This window comes from Ancylobacter rudongensis, assembly GCF_900100155.1.
GTDB classification, from domain to species: Bacteria; Pseudomonadota; Alphaproteobacteria; order Rhizobiales; family Xanthobacteraceae; genus Ancylobacter; species Ancylobacter rudongensis.
On record NZ_FMTP01000007.1, the window covers coordinates 15,025 to 29,910 of the forward strand.

General features: G+C 64.5%; 19 protein-coding genes. 11 read left to right on the plus strand and 8 right to left on the minus strand.

Annotated elements, in window-relative coordinates; all coding sequences use genetic code 11:
• Positions 1 to 32: 32 nt before the first annotated feature.
• From BLO63_RS16420 to BLO63_RS16430, 3 genes are all read left to right on the plus strand, one after another.
• Positions 33 to 275: a hypothetical protein gene (locus BLO63_RS16420; protein WP_091442737.1), complete on the plus strand. Its 243-nt coding sequence runs from the start codon at positions 33 to 35 to the stop codon at positions 273 to 275.
• A gap of 100 nt (positions 276 to 375) precedes the next feature.
• Positions 376 to 651 (plus strand): DUF1488 family protein, encoded by a 276-nt coding sequence (locus BLO63_RS16425; RefSeq protein WP_091442740.1) that lies wholly within the window; start codon positions 376 to 378, stop codon positions 649 to 651.
• A 114-nt stretch (positions 652 to 765) separates the two neighbouring features.
• Complete coding sequence (locus tag BLO63_RS16430) at positions 766 to 1,584, plus strand: transglutaminase-like domain-containing protein (protein WP_091442742.1); 819 nt, start codon at positions 766 to 768, stop codon at positions 1,582 to 1,584.
• Between the two features lie 22 nt (positions 1,585 to 1,606).
• Here BLO63_RS16430 and BLO63_RS21455 read toward each other — a convergent pair whose 3' ends face one another.
• Together BLO63_RS21455 and BLO63_RS16435 are read right to left on the minus strand one after the other, a co-directional pair.
• Positions 1,607 to 1,738 (minus strand): hypothetical protein, encoded by a 132-nt coding sequence (locus BLO63_RS21455; protein ID WP_280138064.1) that lies wholly within the window; start codon positions 1,736 to 1,738, stop codon positions 1,607 to 1,609.
• A gap of 202 nt (positions 1,739 to 1,940) precedes the next feature.
• A complete protein-coding gene (locus BLO63_RS16435; RefSeq protein ID WP_018390260.1) occupies positions 1,941 to 2,153 on the minus strand; it encodes a cold-shock protein in 213 nt (70 codons plus the stop codon).
• A 414-nt stretch (positions 2,154 to 2,567) separates the two neighbouring features.
• Between BLO63_RS16435 and BLO63_RS16440 the strand changes: the two genes are divergently transcribed.
• Positions 2,568 to 2,873: an antibiotic biosynthesis monooxygenase family protein gene (locus BLO63_RS16440; protein ID WP_091442744.1), complete on the plus strand. Its 306-nt coding sequence runs from the start codon at positions 2,568 to 2,570 to the stop codon at positions 2,871 to 2,873.
• A gap of 75 nt (positions 2,874 to 2,948) precedes the next feature.
• Here the strand turns inward: BLO63_RS16440 and BLO63_RS16445 are convergent, their stop codons facing one another.
• The gene (locus tag BLO63_RS16445; RefSeq protein ID WP_091442746.1) at positions 2,949 to 3,668 is read right to left on the minus strand and encodes a carbonic anhydrase; all 720 of its coding nucleotides are present in this window, start codon (positions 3,666 to 3,668) and stop codon (positions 2,949 to 2,951) included.
• Between the two features lie 89 nt (positions 3,669 to 3,757).
• Between BLO63_RS16445 and BLO63_RS16450 the strand changes: the two genes are divergently transcribed.
• The 7 genes from BLO63_RS16450 to BLO63_RS16480 all read left to right on the plus strand — a co-directional run bounded on the left by BLO63_RS16450 (position 3,758) and on the right by BLO63_RS16480 (position 10,885).
• The gene (locus BLO63_RS16450) at positions 3,758 to 4,756 is read left to right on the plus strand and encodes a hypothetical protein (protein ID WP_244517914.1); all 999 of its coding nucleotides are present in this window, start codon (positions 3,758 to 3,760) and stop codon (positions 4,754 to 4,756) included.
• 198 nt (positions 4,757 to 4,954) lie between these two features.
• A complete protein-coding gene (locus BLO63_RS16455; protein ID WP_091442751.1) occupies positions 4,955 to 5,383 on the plus strand; it encodes a c-type cytochrome in 429 nt (142 codons plus the stop codon).
• Positions 5,384 to 5,427: 44 nt separating this feature from the next.
• On the plus strand, positions 5,428 to 6,405 hold the full coding sequence (locus tag BLO63_RS16460; RefSeq protein WP_091443149.1) for a quinoprotein relay system zinc metallohydrolase 2: 978 nt from the start codon (positions 5,428 to 5,430) through the stop codon (positions 6,403 to 6,405).
• Positions 6,406 to 6,780: 375 nt separating this feature from the next.
• Positions 6,781 to 8,586: a lanthanide-dependent methanol dehydrogenase XoxF5 gene (gene xoxF5 / locus BLO63_RS16465; protein WP_091442753.1), complete on the plus strand. Its 1,806-nt coding sequence runs from the start codon at positions 6,781 to 6,783 to the stop codon at positions 8,584 to 8,586.
• Between the two features lie 214 nt (positions 8,587 to 8,800).
• Complete coding sequence (locus tag BLO63_RS16470) at positions 8,801 to 9,394, plus strand: c-type cytochrome, methanol metabolism-related (RefSeq protein WP_091442755.1); 594 nt, start codon at positions 8,801 to 8,803, stop codon at positions 9,392 to 9,394.
• 49 nt (positions 9,395 to 9,443) lie between these two features.
• Entirely contained in the window at positions 9,444 to 10,277 is an 834-nt protein-coding gene (locus BLO63_RS16475) for a substrate-binding domain-containing protein (protein ID WP_425284343.1), read from the plus strand.
• A 17-nt stretch (positions 10,278 to 10,294) separates the two neighbouring features.
• Complete coding sequence (locus BLO63_RS16480; RefSeq protein ID WP_091442761.1) at positions 10,295 to 10,885, plus strand: PQQ-dependent catabolism-associated CXXCW motif protein; 591 nt, start codon at positions 10,295 to 10,297, stop codon at positions 10,883 to 10,885.
• A 106-nt stretch (positions 10,886 to 10,991) separates the two neighbouring features.
• Here the strand turns inward: BLO63_RS16480 and BLO63_RS16485 are convergent, their stop codons facing one another.
• The 5 genes from BLO63_RS16485 to BLO63_RS16505 all read right to left on the minus strand — a co-directional run bounded on the left by BLO63_RS16485 (position 10,992) and on the right by BLO63_RS16505 (position 14,881).
• Positions 10,992 to 11,579, minus strand: a complete 588-nt coding sequence (locus tag BLO63_RS16485; protein ID WP_244517915.1) for a hypothetical protein — start codon at positions 11,577 to 11,579, stop codon at positions 10,992 to 10,994.
• A 115-nt stretch (positions 11,580 to 11,694) separates the two neighbouring features.
• Entirely contained in the window at positions 11,695 to 12,546 is an 852-nt protein-coding gene (locus BLO63_RS16490) for an ABC transporter permease (RefSeq protein WP_244517916.1), read from the minus strand.
• Positions 12,543 to 13,334 carry an ABC transporter ATP-binding protein gene (locus BLO63_RS16495; RefSeq protein ID WP_091442766.1) on the minus strand — a complete coding sequence of 264 codons (792 nt, stop codon included), beginning with the start codon at positions 13,332 to 13,334 and terminating at the stop codon, positions 12,543 to 12,545. Before BLO63_RS16495 ends, BLO63_RS16490 begins: the two co-directional genes overlap by 4 nt.
• Positions 13,335 to 13,424: 90 nt before the next feature.
• Entirely contained in the window at positions 13,425 to 13,853 is a 429-nt protein-coding gene (locus BLO63_RS16500; protein ID WP_091442769.1) for a cupredoxin domain-containing protein, read from the minus strand.
• 41 nt (positions 13,854 to 13,894) lie between these two features.
• Positions 13,895 to 14,881 carry a PQQ-dependent catabolism-associated beta-propeller protein gene (locus BLO63_RS16505; RefSeq protein WP_091442771.1) on the minus strand — a complete coding sequence of 329 codons (987 nt, stop codon included), beginning with the start codon at positions 14,879 to 14,881 and terminating at the stop codon, positions 13,895 to 13,897.
• Positions 14,882 to 14,886: the final 5 nt, after the last annotated feature.

A 14,886-nucleotide genomic window follows, 5' to 3' on the forward strand; every position in this document is an offset into this window, starting at 1 on the left:
GCACAGCCGGTGGCCGACGGGGACGCACCGCGATGAAGGTCGTGATCGAATTCTACCGCACGCGGGCTCAGGACAGTGCGCATGCGGTCGTCGGTCGCGAAACCGTCGAGGTGAATGACCTGGACGGCGCCATCGAGATGGCGCGGGCCCTGGCCAGTGCGCTCGACATGCCGCAGCAGCCCGACGCCGTTTCCATCGTCGATAGCGAGGGTCGCGTGCTGCTCTCCAGCGCTTTCGACAGCTTCCAGTGCCTGGATGAGGGGTCGACGCCATGACTGGAACGGGCGTGAACGTTGAACGCGACGGCAAGGCAGCTGCGAATGGCGGTTGGCCCGCCGCCTGCATTGTCTTGCGCTGTGCCGAGGGAGCCAAATCGTGACACTGATCTTCCCCAATCCGAGCCGCAGTTTCGACAGCGCGCGCGGCGCCGTCCGGTTCACCGGCTATGACGGCATGTTCGAAGTGCCTTTCCTGGTCGAGATCGCAGCCCTAGGCAAATCGGCGGCGGAGTTGCGCCCGTCGGACGGGCTGGAGGCGACCTGCCTGTCTGCCTTCGACACGCTGCGCACCTCCATCTACAGCGCTGCTACCAGAGCTTATTCGGAGGGCCGCCGGGGCCCGCTGACCTTGACGTCCGCCGACATCCGCTGAACCTCCAAGCCGATCGGGCGGATGCCGCCGGACCGGCCCTGGCGTCGATTGCACCCGACGAGGCCAGCAATCTGATCCATACTCCGCACAGAGCTCCGTTTCCGGGAACACTTCATGCTGATCCGCTACGGCTACGAGATGACGCTTACCTGCCCACGGCCGACCGCGTTGGTATGTCTCCTCTCGGTTCACGAAGAGCGCGGCCCCGACATCCGGGCGCCCGAGACCTTCTTCACCACGCCGGATGTGCCGTCCTCCACCTATCGCGATCTGTTCGGCAATCGCTGCCGGCGCCTGGTCGCGCCGGTCGGCGATTTGATGATCTGGGGTGATGCGACGATCGAGGATGACGGCCAGCTTGACCCCGTGCATCCCGAGGCGCGCGAAGTGCCGGTGCCTGAACTGCCGGATGAGTGCCTCGTCTATCTCCTCGGCAGCCGCTATTGCGAAACGGACCTGCTGAGCCAGACGGCCTGGGATCTCTTCGGCACGCTTTCGCCGGGCTGGGGGCGGGTGCAGGCCATCTGCGACTTCGTCAATGGCCATATCCGATTCGATTACCAGCAGGCCCGCTCGACCCGATCGGCCTTCGATGCCTACAGGGAGCGGGTCGGCGTGTGCCGCGACTTCGCCCATCTGGCGGTGGCGTTCTGCCGCTGCCTCAACATTCCCGCCCGCTATGTGAACGGCCATCTCGGCGATATCGGTGTGCCGGTCGTCGACCCGATGGACTTCAGCGCCTGGATCGAGGTTTACCTGGACGGCGCCTGGCACACCTTCGATCCCCGCAACAATGTGCGGCGGATCGGCCGGATCGTCGTCGCGCGCGGGCGCGACGCGGCGGACATTCCGCTCGTCAACTCATTCGGGCCGCATGTGCTGAAATCATTCCGCGTGTGGACCTACGAGGTCGACGGCGCGCCGCAGACATAGGCATCCGCCGGCGCGCGACGCTTCAGCCCTTCTTCTTCTTCGGCAAGGTGATCGGCGTGGAGAGCCCTTTGGCGAGGCTGGGCGCCACCGCCTCGGGGGCCTTCACCTTCTTCGGCTTCTTGGCTTCGCGATTGCTGCGTTGTTCCTTAGCCATGACGATTCCTCTCGGTCCCGGTTAAAAAGCGCTGTGGACGAACGAAAAGCCCCGCAACCTCAGGGAGGAGCGGGGCTGACAGGCGCGGTGCGCCTTGTCGCTTCTGCCTTCTCGTTCCGGCCGCCAGTACATCCGTGGTCGACGCGGTAGGAGAAAGGGCGATGTCGGCAAGGCCCTCGACGGGGCCGCCAACATCAAGCCCTCAGCTGAGCGCTTCGAGCTTGTCGGCGGTCATCTTGCCGCTGCGCTGGTCGGTGACGAGCTCGAAGCCCACCTTCTGACCTTCGCGCAGATCGCTCATGCCGGCACGTTCCACGGCGCTGATGTGAACGAACGCATCGCTGCCGCCGTCATCAGGCGCAATAAATCCAAAGCCCTTCTGGGCGTTGAACCACTTAACGGTTCCCACGGTCATGGAAAACCCTTTCGTAATTATAGACATAGCGTTCCCGCAAAAGCTGCGGGTCGTCGAAATTGCATTTTCAGGGATAAAAAGCCGCGCGACACACATGCATTCATGTATGAAAACTGGGCGCATTCACCGTCTATCGACCAAATCAATATGCGCCGCAAAGGGCCATTATTCAAGTCCCTTTACTTTTAAATATGGAGGTGGTGCCCGGGCCAGTATTTTTGCGTCGTCGCCGCAAAAGAATACATATCCGCCTTGTCACTTTGAGGCGCCACGGCAATACCGACCTGCGGCAAGAGGGCGGCTGGTGCCCGCGGCTGTGCGCGCAGCCTTCGTCTTGTTGCGCTGGCATCTTCGTGCTTGTGATCGCGCAAGGGGCGCTCCAGCGCCCCGTATCATCGGGCTTGAGGAGCGCACATGATCATCGAGATTGCCGAACTGCGGATCAAGGCGGGCGAGGAAGCGGCCTTCGAGGGAGGCGTGGCCAAGGCGGTGCCACTGTTTCAGCGCGCCAAGGGCTGCCAGGGCGTTGCCCTGCATCAGGTGATCGAGACGCCCGGCGTCTATCGGCTCGTGGTGCGGTGGGAGACGCTCGACAACCACATGGTGGATTTCCGCAATTCCGAGGACTTCCAGCTGTGGCGCGGCCTGGTTGGGGCCACGTTCGCCGCGCCGCCGGTGGTGACGCATGAGCGCGTGGTCGATCTCGGGCCGTCCATCTGACGGCGACGGCCGTCCGTCAGGCGGTACTGTGTCGGTAAGGCGAGGGCGGCCCGGTCGCGCCGGGCCGCTCAGCCATCAGATGAGGCTGACCTTGCCGGTGGCAAGGTCGTAAAGGCCGCCGACGACCTTCAGCTTACCATTGGAGACGAACTCGGTAATGATCGGGGTCGCCTTCGACAGTTCGCGGACGTTGTAGCGCACATTCTCGATGATCGCCGCGTTCAGCGGATCCTGCGGGTTGTCCTTCAGCGCGATCTCGACCGCCGGCTTGATGCTGTCGATCAGATCGTCGAGATGTCCAGGCAGGCTGATATTCTCCTTCACGACCTTGATCGTAGCGTCGACGGCGCCGCAATTGGTGTGGCCAAGCACCATGATGAGCGGCACGCCGAGGAACTTCACGCCATATTCGAGGCTGGCGAGACCGTCGACATTGACGAAATTGCCGGCGACGCGAACGACGAACAGTTCGCCCGGCCCCTGGTCGAAGGCGAGTTCCGGGGCGACGCGCGAATCAGCGCAGCTCACCAGGCCGGCGAAAGGATACTGGGCCATGGCGCGGGCGGCGCGACCAGCCGAGAAATCCTTGTTGTTCATGGTGTTCGAGGTGTAGCGCCCATTTCCGTCCATCAGCCGCTTCAGCGCCTCGTCGGGGCTGATGGCGTTGGGTGCTGCTTCTTGCGCCCAAGCGCCGACGGGTAGCGCCACGCCACCGAGAAAAGCGGCCGAGGCGAGGCCAAGGCCTGCGGTGAGCGCCTTGCGACGCGACATGGCGAAAGTGTGATCGTTGCACATGGGTGTTTCTCCCGGGGGCGTATCGTGGATGAAAAAAAAATCCGGCGCGCGGCCGCCAACGGAGGTGCCCCCCTTGCCTTGGTACCTCCGTGCGCGACGTGTTCCAAGTATTTCTGGGCGCAGCGGGCAAACCAGCCCAAACTTTGCAGGTATGCCAGGTGTCCAGAAGCGCGCTGGAGCAGGGATCACGCGGGCCGACCGGCCGGGCGGCGGCCGGCCTGCCGGAGGGTTTTGGCGCGCGCGTCGACCAATTGCTGCGTCATCCCGGCCTGCGCCCGGCCATCTCCGGATATTGCTACGGAATGGCCGCCGGCCCGGCCGTGCGCTGGCCCTATTACAAGCTGTTCGACCAGCTGGGGCGTTATCTCGTCTGCTTCATGCTGATCCACAATTACTATCACTGGCGCCTTGGGGGCGGGCCGCCACCGACGCTCTCCGCGCTGCAAAAGGTGGCGGGGGCCAGTCCCCGGCAGACCGCTGGCTTCGTTGCGGCGCTCCGGGCCGGGCGATTGGTCGAGGTGGAGGCCGATCCTGCAGACCGGCGTGCCATTCTCCTGCGCCCCTCGCCGGTGGTCATCGCCGAGATCGGCCGATCCCTGCGGCTGTTCGTCGAGGCGTTGGACCGGCTCGACCCGCCGTCGGATCCGTCGCGCCGGGCCCGCGACGCCCGGCTGGAGGATGCCGATTCGCTGGGGGAGCTGATCGCGCGCTCGGCGGCCTTTGTCCTCGCCAATGGCACGCTGCTGCATCCTTTCCCCGGCGTACTGTTCTTCGCCCAGCGCGATTGCGGCTACCCGCTGCTGACGGCCGTGATCGCCAATCACTATGCGCAAACGGTTGAAGGTGCCGCGACGCCGGGACCGCTGCGGCGGCGGGACCTGGCCGACCGCTTTCAGGTGTCAACTGCCCATATCGGCAGCCTTTTCGCGGAAGCGGAGGCAAGAGGCTGGTTCAGGATTGCGCCGGGGGGGCACCTCGGTGCCATCGACGCGGCCTTCCTTGCCGAGTTTGAACGCTGGTCGGTCTGGCAGATGGTGCACTGCGAGTGGCTGGAGCAGCCGGATCGCACGAAGAGTGCGCAGCTATAGGTTCTATGGTGCCGCCGTGCGGCTGTTCTCTGCCGGTAAGGCGGGGTTGCGGTGCGGTTTCCGTTGGGGCTCCCGCGACGAAATGCGCCGGACGTTTCATGGCGGGTGGGCTGGACCTTTCGCCCCCTAGGATCATTCTAAAGGTAGCGCTAACATCCGCGCCTCACCCGCAAGCGCCTCGCATAAGGGCGCCGGATAATGACCATCGCCTGGAAGGACGCCATGAATCGCTTCGTCACCACAGCCGCCCTGCTCGTGCTCGGTACCACTGCCGCGCTGGCCCAGAGCCCGGAGGGCGATCCCGACAAGGGCGCCAATGTCTTCAAGAAGTGCATGGCCTGCCATGCCATCGGCGAGAATGCCAAGAACAAGGTCGGCCCCGAGCTGAACGGCATTGTCGGCCGCAAGATGGGTTCTGTCGAAGGCTTCAACTACTCGGACACGCTGAAGGAGCACAACGCCAAGGGCGACGTGTGGACGGCGGAAGTCCTCAGCGCTTATCTTGAGAATCCGAAGGGCTACATGCCCGGCGTGAAGATGGTGTTCGCCGGCCTGCCGAAGGAAACCGACCGCGCGAATCTTGAGGCGTATCTCGCCCAGTTCAACCTCGACGGCACCAAGAAATAGCCATCCCGCCTCCCTTGGGGAGGCCGCTGATGCAGGATGCTCCGATGCCGGTCCTGCCGCGCGTGCATCGACGCGGCCTGCTCGCTCTCTGTGTCGCGCTTGCGGCCGGGGGCGGGCGGGCTGCTTCCGTTCGCGCCGAGAGCCTCCCGGAGGCGCGCGGGCCCGGCGGCGCGTTGCCGCTGGAGCAGATCGCCGAAGGGGTGCATGTCTTCCGTGCGCCCTACGAGTTGATCGCTCCGTCCAATGACGGGGCGATCGCCAATATGACGCTGATCGTCGGCGACGAGGCGGCGGCCGTCATCGACACCGGCAACAGCTATCGCGCCGGTGCGCGCTTTCTGTCAGCGGTGCGCGCGGTCACCGACCGTCCCCTGCGTTATGTCATCAATACCCACATGCACCCCGACCACACGCTGGGCAACGCGGCCTTCGCCGGGGAGGGGGTACGCTTTGTCGCCCACCACAAGATGCCGCGCGCCCTCTCTCTCCGGGCCGAGACCTATCTCGCCCAGGCCGAGCGACTGCTCGGGGCGCAGGCGGAGGGGACCCGGATCGTGTTGCCGGACCTGTTGGTGGAAGACCGCCTGACCCTCGATCTCGGCGGGCGGCCGCTGGAACTGCGGGCCCACCCGACCGCGCACACCGACAACGACCTCACCGTGTTCGACGTGGCCAGCGGCACTTGGGTGATGGGCGACCTGCTCTTTGTCGGCCACATCCCGACGCTCGACGGCAGCCTTGAGGGTTGGCTGACTCTTCTTGACCTGTTGGCGCAATCGCCTGCCAGGCGTGCGGTGCCGGGCCATGGCCCGGCCAGCGTCGTCTGGCCGCAGGCGAGCGACGCCGAGCGGCGTTATCTCGCGGCGTTGCGGCGCGATATGCGCCAGTTGATCGAGGAGGGTGCGCCGATGAGCGAAGCGCCCGCACACGCAGTTGTGTCCGAGCGCGGCGACTGGGCGCTTTTCGACGAGTTCAACTCCCGGAATGCCATTGCTGCCTATCACGAGCTGGAATGGGAGTAACTTGCTGCAGTGCAGCATTGGCGCAGAGGTAAAACTGCCCGGAATTCCGTGGTTGCTGCTGGTATAATGTATATTTGTTCGCTCTTGCAGCAAAATCATAATAAGAGCTCTTTCTCATAAGAGTTCTTATTGCCAGTCCGAGGGATTCGGATTAGCGTAATCTCGTCTTCGGCTTCAACGGCAATCGGGAAGAAGTTCCCGGGTCCGGTTCGCAGGCCAGCTTGGGGCGGGACGCCCCCGTGAGATCCGGCTGTTTCTCCCTCCAGCCGGTCGTGACACGCTGTCGAAGACAAAAAGGTCAGACGGCAAACAAGCCGCGGCGGGTCGTCCGTGCATTCGGTCGGTCCCGGAGGATCGTTCACGAGGAGAATAAGCATGCGCAAGTTTCTTGCGACAGCACTGCTGGGTGCTGCGGCGGTCTATGCTTGGCCCGCAACGGCCAATGATGGGCTGGTAAGCATCATCAAGGACCCCAAGCAATGGGGTATCCAGACGGGCGACTACGCCAATACCCGCTATTCCAAGCTCGACCAGATCAATGCCGGCAATGTCGGCAAGATCCAGGTGGCCTGGACCTTCTCGACGGGCGTTCTTCGTGGCCATGAGGGCGGTCCGCTCATCATCGGCGACGTCATGTACGTCCACACGCCCTTCCCCAATATCGTCTACGCCCTCGACCTCAATGATGACGGGCGCATCATCTGGAAATACGAGCCCAAGCAGGACCCGAACGTCATTCCGGTGATGTGCTGCGACACGGTCAATCGCGGTCTCGCCTATTCCAACGGCATGGTCTACCTGCACCAGGCTGATACCACCCTGGTCGCGCTCGACGCCAAGACCGGCGAGAAGAAGTGGTCGGTCGTCAATGGCGACCCGAAGAAGGGCGAAACCAACACCGCCACCGTCCTGCCGGTGAAGGACAAGGTCATCGTCGGCATTTCGGGCGGCGAGTTCGGCGTGCGCTGCCACGTTACCGCCTATGACACCAAGACCGGCAAGCAGATCTGGCGCGGCTATTCGATGGGTCCCGACGATGAGATGATCGTTGATCCCGAGAAGACCACGGCACTCGGCAAGCCGATCGGCAAGGATTCCTCGCTGAAGAGCTGGGAAGGGGATCAGTGGAAGATCGGCGGCGGTTGCACCTGGGGCTGGTATTCCTACGACCCCGAGACCAACCTCGTCTATTACGGCTCGGGCAACCCCTCGACCTGGAACCCGGCTCAGCGCCCCGGCGACAACAAGTGGTCGATGACCATCTGGGCGCGTGATGCCGACACCGGCATGGCCAAGTGGGTCTACCAGATGACCCCCCATGACGAGTGGGACTTCGACGGCGTCAACGAGATGATCCTGACGGATCAGCAGTACGACGGAAAGCCGCGCAAGCTGCTGACCCATTTCGACCGTAACGGTTTCGGCTATACGCTGGATCGCGTGACGGGCGAACTGCTCGTCGCCGAGAAGTTCGATCCGGTGGTCAACTGGGCCACCAAGGTCGACATGGACAAGAACAGCCCGACCTATGGTCGTCCGATGGTCGTGTCCAAGTACTCGACCGCCCAGCAGGGCGAGGATGTGAACACCAAGGGGATCTGCCCGGCGGCGCTCGGTACCAAGGATCAGCAGCCGGCGGCCTTCTCGCCCAAGACCAACCTGTTCTACGTGCCCACCAACCACGTCTGCATGGACTACGAGCCGTTCCGCGTCAGCTACACGGCGGGTCAGCCCTATGTCGGCGCCACCCTGTCGATGTATCCCGCGCCGGGCAGCCATGGCGGCATGGGTAACTTCATCGCCTGGGACAACACCAAGGGCAAGATCGTCTGGTCGCTTCCCGAGCCCTTCTCGGTGTGGTCGGGTGCTCTCGCCACCGCCGGCGACGTCGTGTTCTACGGTACCCTCGAAGGCTATCTGAAGGCGGTTGACGCCAAGACGGGCAAGGAACTCTACAAGTTCAAGACCCCGTCGGGCATCATCGGCAACGTCACCACCTATGAGCACAAGGGCAAGCAGTACATCGCCATCCTGTCGGGTGTCGGTGGCTGGGCGGGCATCGGCCTTGCGGCCGGCCTGACCGACCCGAACGCCGGTCTCGGTGCGGTGGGTGGTTATGCCGCCCTGTCCAACTACACCAATCTCGGCGGCCAGCTCACCGTGTTCGCGCTGCCGAACTGAGCCAGGGGACGGCGGGCTTCCACGGAACGCCCGTCCTTTCCGAGACGAAGAAGGGGCCTGGCCGCCGGTTCATCCGGTGAGCCGGGCCCCGACGTCTCGGGGCCTGAGACTTTATAAGACTCTTAGAAGAAATCCAAAGCCGCGAAGCGGCGCCCTTGGGCGCCCGCCGATATGCCCGAAACGGCCCCCTGCGGCGCCTTGAGGAGACTGCTTCATGAAGAATTCCGTTCGCGGATGGTCTGTTTCCGGCATGCTGCCGGCATCTGCCGGCGCGTCGGCGCTGATCCTGGCCGCCGCCCTGTCCTTCTCCGCTCCGGTCCATGCCCAGCAGCCGGAGGCCGCTCCGGCAAATGCTCCTGCGCCCGTCGAGAAGGAAAAGGACGAACTCGGCAAATACACCACGGCGGATGGCGACCCGATCTACAACATCCAGCCCGATGGCACGCTCGACTGGTACACCTACTCCGGCTATCGCCGCTACCACGCCGAGTGCCATGTCTGCCACGGTCCCGACGGCATGGGCTCCAGCTACGCCCCGGCGCTCGCCAACTCGCTGAAGACGATGACCTATCCCGAGTTCATGGAGATTGTCGTCAACGGCAAGCAGAATATCGGCGTCGGTACGGCCGACCAGGTGATGCCGGCCTTCGGCGAGAACAAGAACGTCATGTGCTATCTCGACGACATCTACATCTATCTCAAGGCCCGTGCCGATGGTGCCCTCGGCCGCGAGCGTCCCAGCAAGCGCGAGGACAAGACCAAGGCGTACACGGCAAATGAGAACCAGTGCTTCGGACGACCGAGCTGACGCCATGGCAATCGTGGCGCAGCCGGCACACAGCCTTCGCTCGGCGCGCATGAAGGGGAGGGCCGTGGCGGCGTTCGTGACGCTCGTCGCCCTCGCCGCCCTTTCCTCGTCGGCCTCTGCCCAGGTCGCGGATCTGGTTGACCGCTCGACGCTGCGCGTCTGCGCCGATCCCGCCAACATGCCCTTCACCGATGAGGAGGGACAGGGCTTCGAGAACAAGATCGCCGAACTCATGGCGTCGAAGCTCGGCCTGGCGCTGGACTACACCTGGTTCCCGCAGGCCACTGGCTTCTACCGCATGACGTTGGGGGCCAAGCGCTGCGACGTAGTGATGGGCTATGTGGCGGGCGGCGACCCGGTGTTGAACACAAACGCCTATTATCGCTCGGCCTGGGTATTGATCGCCAAGAAAGACGGCGACCTCGCCGGCATCGACACGCTTGAGGACCCCCGCCTGAAGGGGCGTCGGATCGGCGTCATCGCCGGCACGCCGCCCGGCGACCTGCTCACCCGCAATGGCCTCATGCCGATGGCGCGCCCCTATGCGCTGGTAGTTGACCGCCGATTCGAGAGCCCCGCCGAGGCGATGATTGCCGATATCGATTCAGGTGAGATCGATGCTGGCATCCTGTGGGGCCCCATTGGCGGCTACTACGCCAAGAAGTCGGAGATCCCGCTCTCGGTCGTGCCCTTGGTCAAAGAAAAGGGCGACCCGGCGTTGGTCTACCGGATCACGTTCGGAATTCGCCCAGGCGAACTGAACTGGAAGCATCAGCTCAACGCCTTCATCAAGGAAGAGCAAGGGGCGATCAACCGCATCCTGCTCGACTATGGCGTGCCGCTGCTCGATGGTCAGAACCGCCCGATCGAAGCGGCGCCCTGAGCCCGCAGGAGGCGGCGGTGAAGGAGTATCGGACCGATCACTCGCTGCGGCGCCTGGCCTGGTTGGGTATCGCCGGGCTGGCCGCCGTTCTCTACGCCTTTGCCCCGGCCGCCGGTCGGGGCGAGGAGATCGTGCCCGAGCCGGCGGGCTACCGCATGGACGTCTACCGGGCCCCGACGCCAGCGACGCTGAAGGGCGCTCGGGTGATCGACACCGCCGAGGCCGAGCGGCTCTGGCGGACCAAGGCCGCGATCTTCGTCGACGTGATGCCGCGCGACGTGAAGCCGCCCAACCTTCCCCCCGGCACGCTCTGGCGCGACAAGCGGCGCGACCATCTGCCGGGCAGCGTCTGGTTGCCCAATGTCGGCTATGGTGCCCTGACCGCCGCGACCGACGCCTATTTTCGCGCCCATTTGCAGGCGCTGGCCGGGAGCAATCGCGCCGCACCGCTGGTCATCTATTGCCAGACCGATTGCTGGATGAGCTGGAACGCGGCCAAGCGCGCGATCGAGGAATATGGCTATTCCAATATCGCCTGGTACCCGGCCGGCAGCGATGGCTGGGCCCGGAGCGGGCTGCCGCTGGAGCAGGGGCAGCCCGCCCCCTGAGCGCCGCGATCCGCGCTCGATTCCCACCTGGTCATTCCATCTCCGGCCGCAGGTCGTCCTGCCAAGGAGAGGGCGCCCCGGCCGCCAAGGGCCGGGACGCCGTAGGTCACGGCATCTTTTCCTGAATGGCCCGCGCGAGAGCGAAGATGCGTTGTTCCAGCAGAACCGGGCTTTCGCACACGGCTGTCATCGACTGCTGGCGGGCGTCGTAGATGCGGGTGTCCCAGAGCAGTTGCTTCTCCAGCTCCAGCGCTTTGGCATTGTCCAGTTCGGCACCTGCGGCCTTCTTGGCCTTGGCGACAGCCAGGCTCTCTTCCTTGATCCGCTTGGAAAGCTCGATCTGGTGCTGCGCGTAGCGCTCAATACCGTTCATGATCCGGCTGCGGCGCGCATTGATCTGATCGAACACGCCCGCGAACAGCAGGGTGAGCCGTTCCTTGCGATCGGCACCGAGCGTGCTGGCGAAGGCGTCGATCTGCTTGGTGGCTTCGTCGATCGGCGTGCGCTGGGCTGCCAGCACCGGCACCAGCTCGGCGACATGCCGGTCGTCCTGCCATTTCAGATTGTCGATCGGCGGCCCGGACCACATCTGTCCGGCGGCCAGTTCGGGCACTTTGCGCTGGATGCATGGCCAGAGCCCTCCCGTCGGCGCCGTCGCCGCAAAGCTGGGCGCGACGCCGGCGAACAGAAGCACGGGAACGGTGAGGTAAAGGCAGCGCAGGGAAGATCGGAATGTGGGCATGGGCTTTCCTCGAGATTTTGTCCGGAAACTCTGTGGCTTCCGTTTCGGCTTGGCCGGCTCTGCGGGCTCATTTGGCAGTCTCTGGCCCGCCACGGCGAGCCATCACGCCAGCGGAAGGATCATAGGCCAGTATCGAGGCCGCGAGGAACACCGATGCGCAGCCCGCCACCACCAGTGCCGGCAAGGGGGCGAACTGGCCGTAGAGGGCGAAGCGGATCAGTTCCACGGCATAGGTGAACGGATTGAGGGTGCATATCCACCACAGCGTCAGGCTGCTCTCCTGCACCCGCCAGAGAGGGTAAAGCGCGGAAGAGGCGAAGAACATCGGAAAGATCACGAAGTTCATCACGCTGGCGAAGTTCTCCATCTGCCGGAACAGCGAGGACATCAGCAGCCCCATGGCGCCAAGCATCAGCCCGGTGAGTAGTAGCGCCGGGATGACGGTGAAATAGCCGATGCGCGGCAGCTCCACCTCCCAGAACCAGGCGACGGCGAGAAAGGCGTAGACCTGCAGCAGGGAGACGCAAATGCCGGCGATCAGCTTGCACACCAGCAGGTACCAGCGCGGATAGGGGCTCACCAGCAGGATGCGCATCGCCCCGACCTCGCGGTCATAGACCATGGAGAGCGAGGACTGCAGCCCGTTGAACAGCTGGATCATCGCCACCAGGCCGGGCGTCACATAGACCTCGTAGAGCACGTAGGTCTCGTAGGGCGGGATGATCGAGACGCCCAGCACCGAGCGAAAGCCGGCGGCGAAGATGAACAGCCACACCAGTGGGCGCACCAGCGCCGACAGGAAGCGACCACGCTGGTTTAGGAAGCGCAGCCCCTCGCGCCAGCAGATGCCGGTCAGGACGATGAGGAAGCCCGCAAGCGGCAGGCGGAAACGGGCCGGGCGCGGGGAGTGTTCGCTCATGCCGCCGCTTCCCCGGTGTCGTCGACAAGGCGCAGGAAGGCCGCGGAGAGGTCCTCGCCGCCGGTCTGCGCCAGCATGCCCTCATAGGTGCCATTGGCGCGGACCCGTCCGCGATGCAGCACCACCACCCGGTCGCCGGGGGCGATTTCCTCGATGATATGGGTTGCCCACAGCACGCCGATGCCCTCGCTCGCCACCAGGCCCCGCACCTGGGCCACCAGCGCCGCGCGGGAGGCGATGTCGAGCCCAACCGTGGGTTCGTCGAGCAGCAGGAGGCGAGGGCGGTGCATAAGCGCGCGCACGATCTCCACCCGGCGCATCTGGCCGCCGGAAAGGTTGCGCACCCGGTCGCGGGCGCGGTCGGCGAGCCCATCCTGTGCGAGCAGCTCCATCGCTCGCCGGCGTCCGGCGCGAAAGCCGACGCCGTGCAGCGTCGCATGGTAGAGCAGATTGTCGAGCACGGAGAGTTCGAGGTCCAGCGTCCGGGCCTGGAACACCACGCCCAGGCGGCTCAGCGCCGCGGCCGGCTGACGGCGGACGTCGAAGCCCAGCACATGGATGGCGCCGCTGCGGTTGTCGTAAAGGCGGGTGATCAGCGAGAACAGCGTGGTCTTGCCGGCGCCGTTCGGGCCGAGAAGCGCGGTGAAGCTGCCGGCGGGAACGTCGAGGCTGACATCATCCAGCGCCTTGCGGGCGCCAAAGGCATGGGTCACGCCGCGCACATCAAGGGCCGCCACGCCGGCCTCTGGCACGGTCGGAGGAGAGAGGTCGCCAGTCCGGGCCGTCATGGCATCTCCCGTGTCGAGAGAAGAAAAGTCCCCGGCGGGTAGCCGGGGACAGTGTTCACGAGGATAGCAGGAAAATCGGCGCCAGCAGCGCTACTTGACGATGAACTCGCCCTTCATGCCGCGCTCTTCCATACCCTTGCAGTACCAGGCGAAGGTGCCGGGCTTGATCGGCACGAAGAACATTTCGGCCTCGCCCTCTTCCTCGAACTCAAGCTCGGTGAGGTGGATGGCCTTGATCTCCATCCCGCCAGCCTCGACCTTGCGCAGGAAGATGCTCTGGAACAGGCCTGGTGACTGCCAGGCGCATTCCTTCTTGCCGGTCGACTTGATCATCAGCGAATAGGACTTGCCGGTCTCCAGTTCATACTTGGTCTGCGAGACGCCGAAGCCGGAATTGCCGGTGCCGACGGTCAGTTCCTCCAGTTCGACCGGCTTCAGGGTCAGGTCGCCCTTGGCATAGGCGAGGCCGGTGAAGGCGAGGGTCGCAGCAGTGGCGGCAAGGATCAGGCGGGTCTTCATGGTGGTTCCTCCGAATTGGCTGATTGATTGATCTTTTGCGGTCACGGCACCACGACCACGCCCCAGGGCGCGCGACCGACGGTGAGGGACTTCGTGACCTTCTGGTTGGCGACATCAATGACCGAGATGTCATTGGAGTTGCCGTTGGTCGAGAGCAGGAACTTCTCGTCCGGCGTGAAGCCCAGCTGCCAGACGCGCTGGCCGACCAGCAGGTAATCCTCGACTTCGAACGTCTTTGCGTCGACGACGGCCACGCGGTTGGCCGGGCCGAGGGCGACGAAGGCCTTGGAGCCGTCCTTGGTGATGCGTACGCCGACCGGCTGGATGGCGTCGTCGGCCACGCCCGGGATCTTGAAGGCGATCTTCTTGATGATCTGCCAGTTGGACGGATCGATCACCGCCACCGTGCCGCCGACCTCCGCCGACACCCAGAGCTGCTTGCCGTCCTTGGAGAACTCGGCAATGCGCGGGCGTGAATCGACGAGGATGTTCTCGATGATCTCATTGTTCGCGGTGTCGACCACATGCGCCATGTTGGTCGTCTCGGAGGTGTTGACCATGTATTTGCCGTCGGGGCTGATGCCCATGCCTTCCGGCTCGACCCCGACCGGGATTTCGGCGATCAGCTCGTTGTTCTCGACATTCACCACCGTGACCATGTTGTCGTCTTCGTTGGCGATGTAGAGCGGGTTCCCCGAGGGATGGAGCACGAACAGCTCCGGGTCCGGGCCCGAGCGCAGGGTCTTCACCAGCTTCAGCGTGGCGGCGTCATAGACCTCGACGCGGTTGTCGTCGGAGGCGCAGACATAGATCAGCTTGCCATCCGGGCTGGCGATGATGCCGCGCGGGCGCCGGCCGGTCTTGATGGTGTCGATGACCTTCAGCGTCTCCATGTCGACGACGCTCATCGTGTGGTCGCGCTCATTCGTGATGAAGGCGCGCGGACTGGCGGCGGCGGGCAGCGCATCGACCAGCATGAGCCCCGCAAGGGTGGCCATGCTCGTGGACAGCAGGATCTGTCGTTTCATCGTTT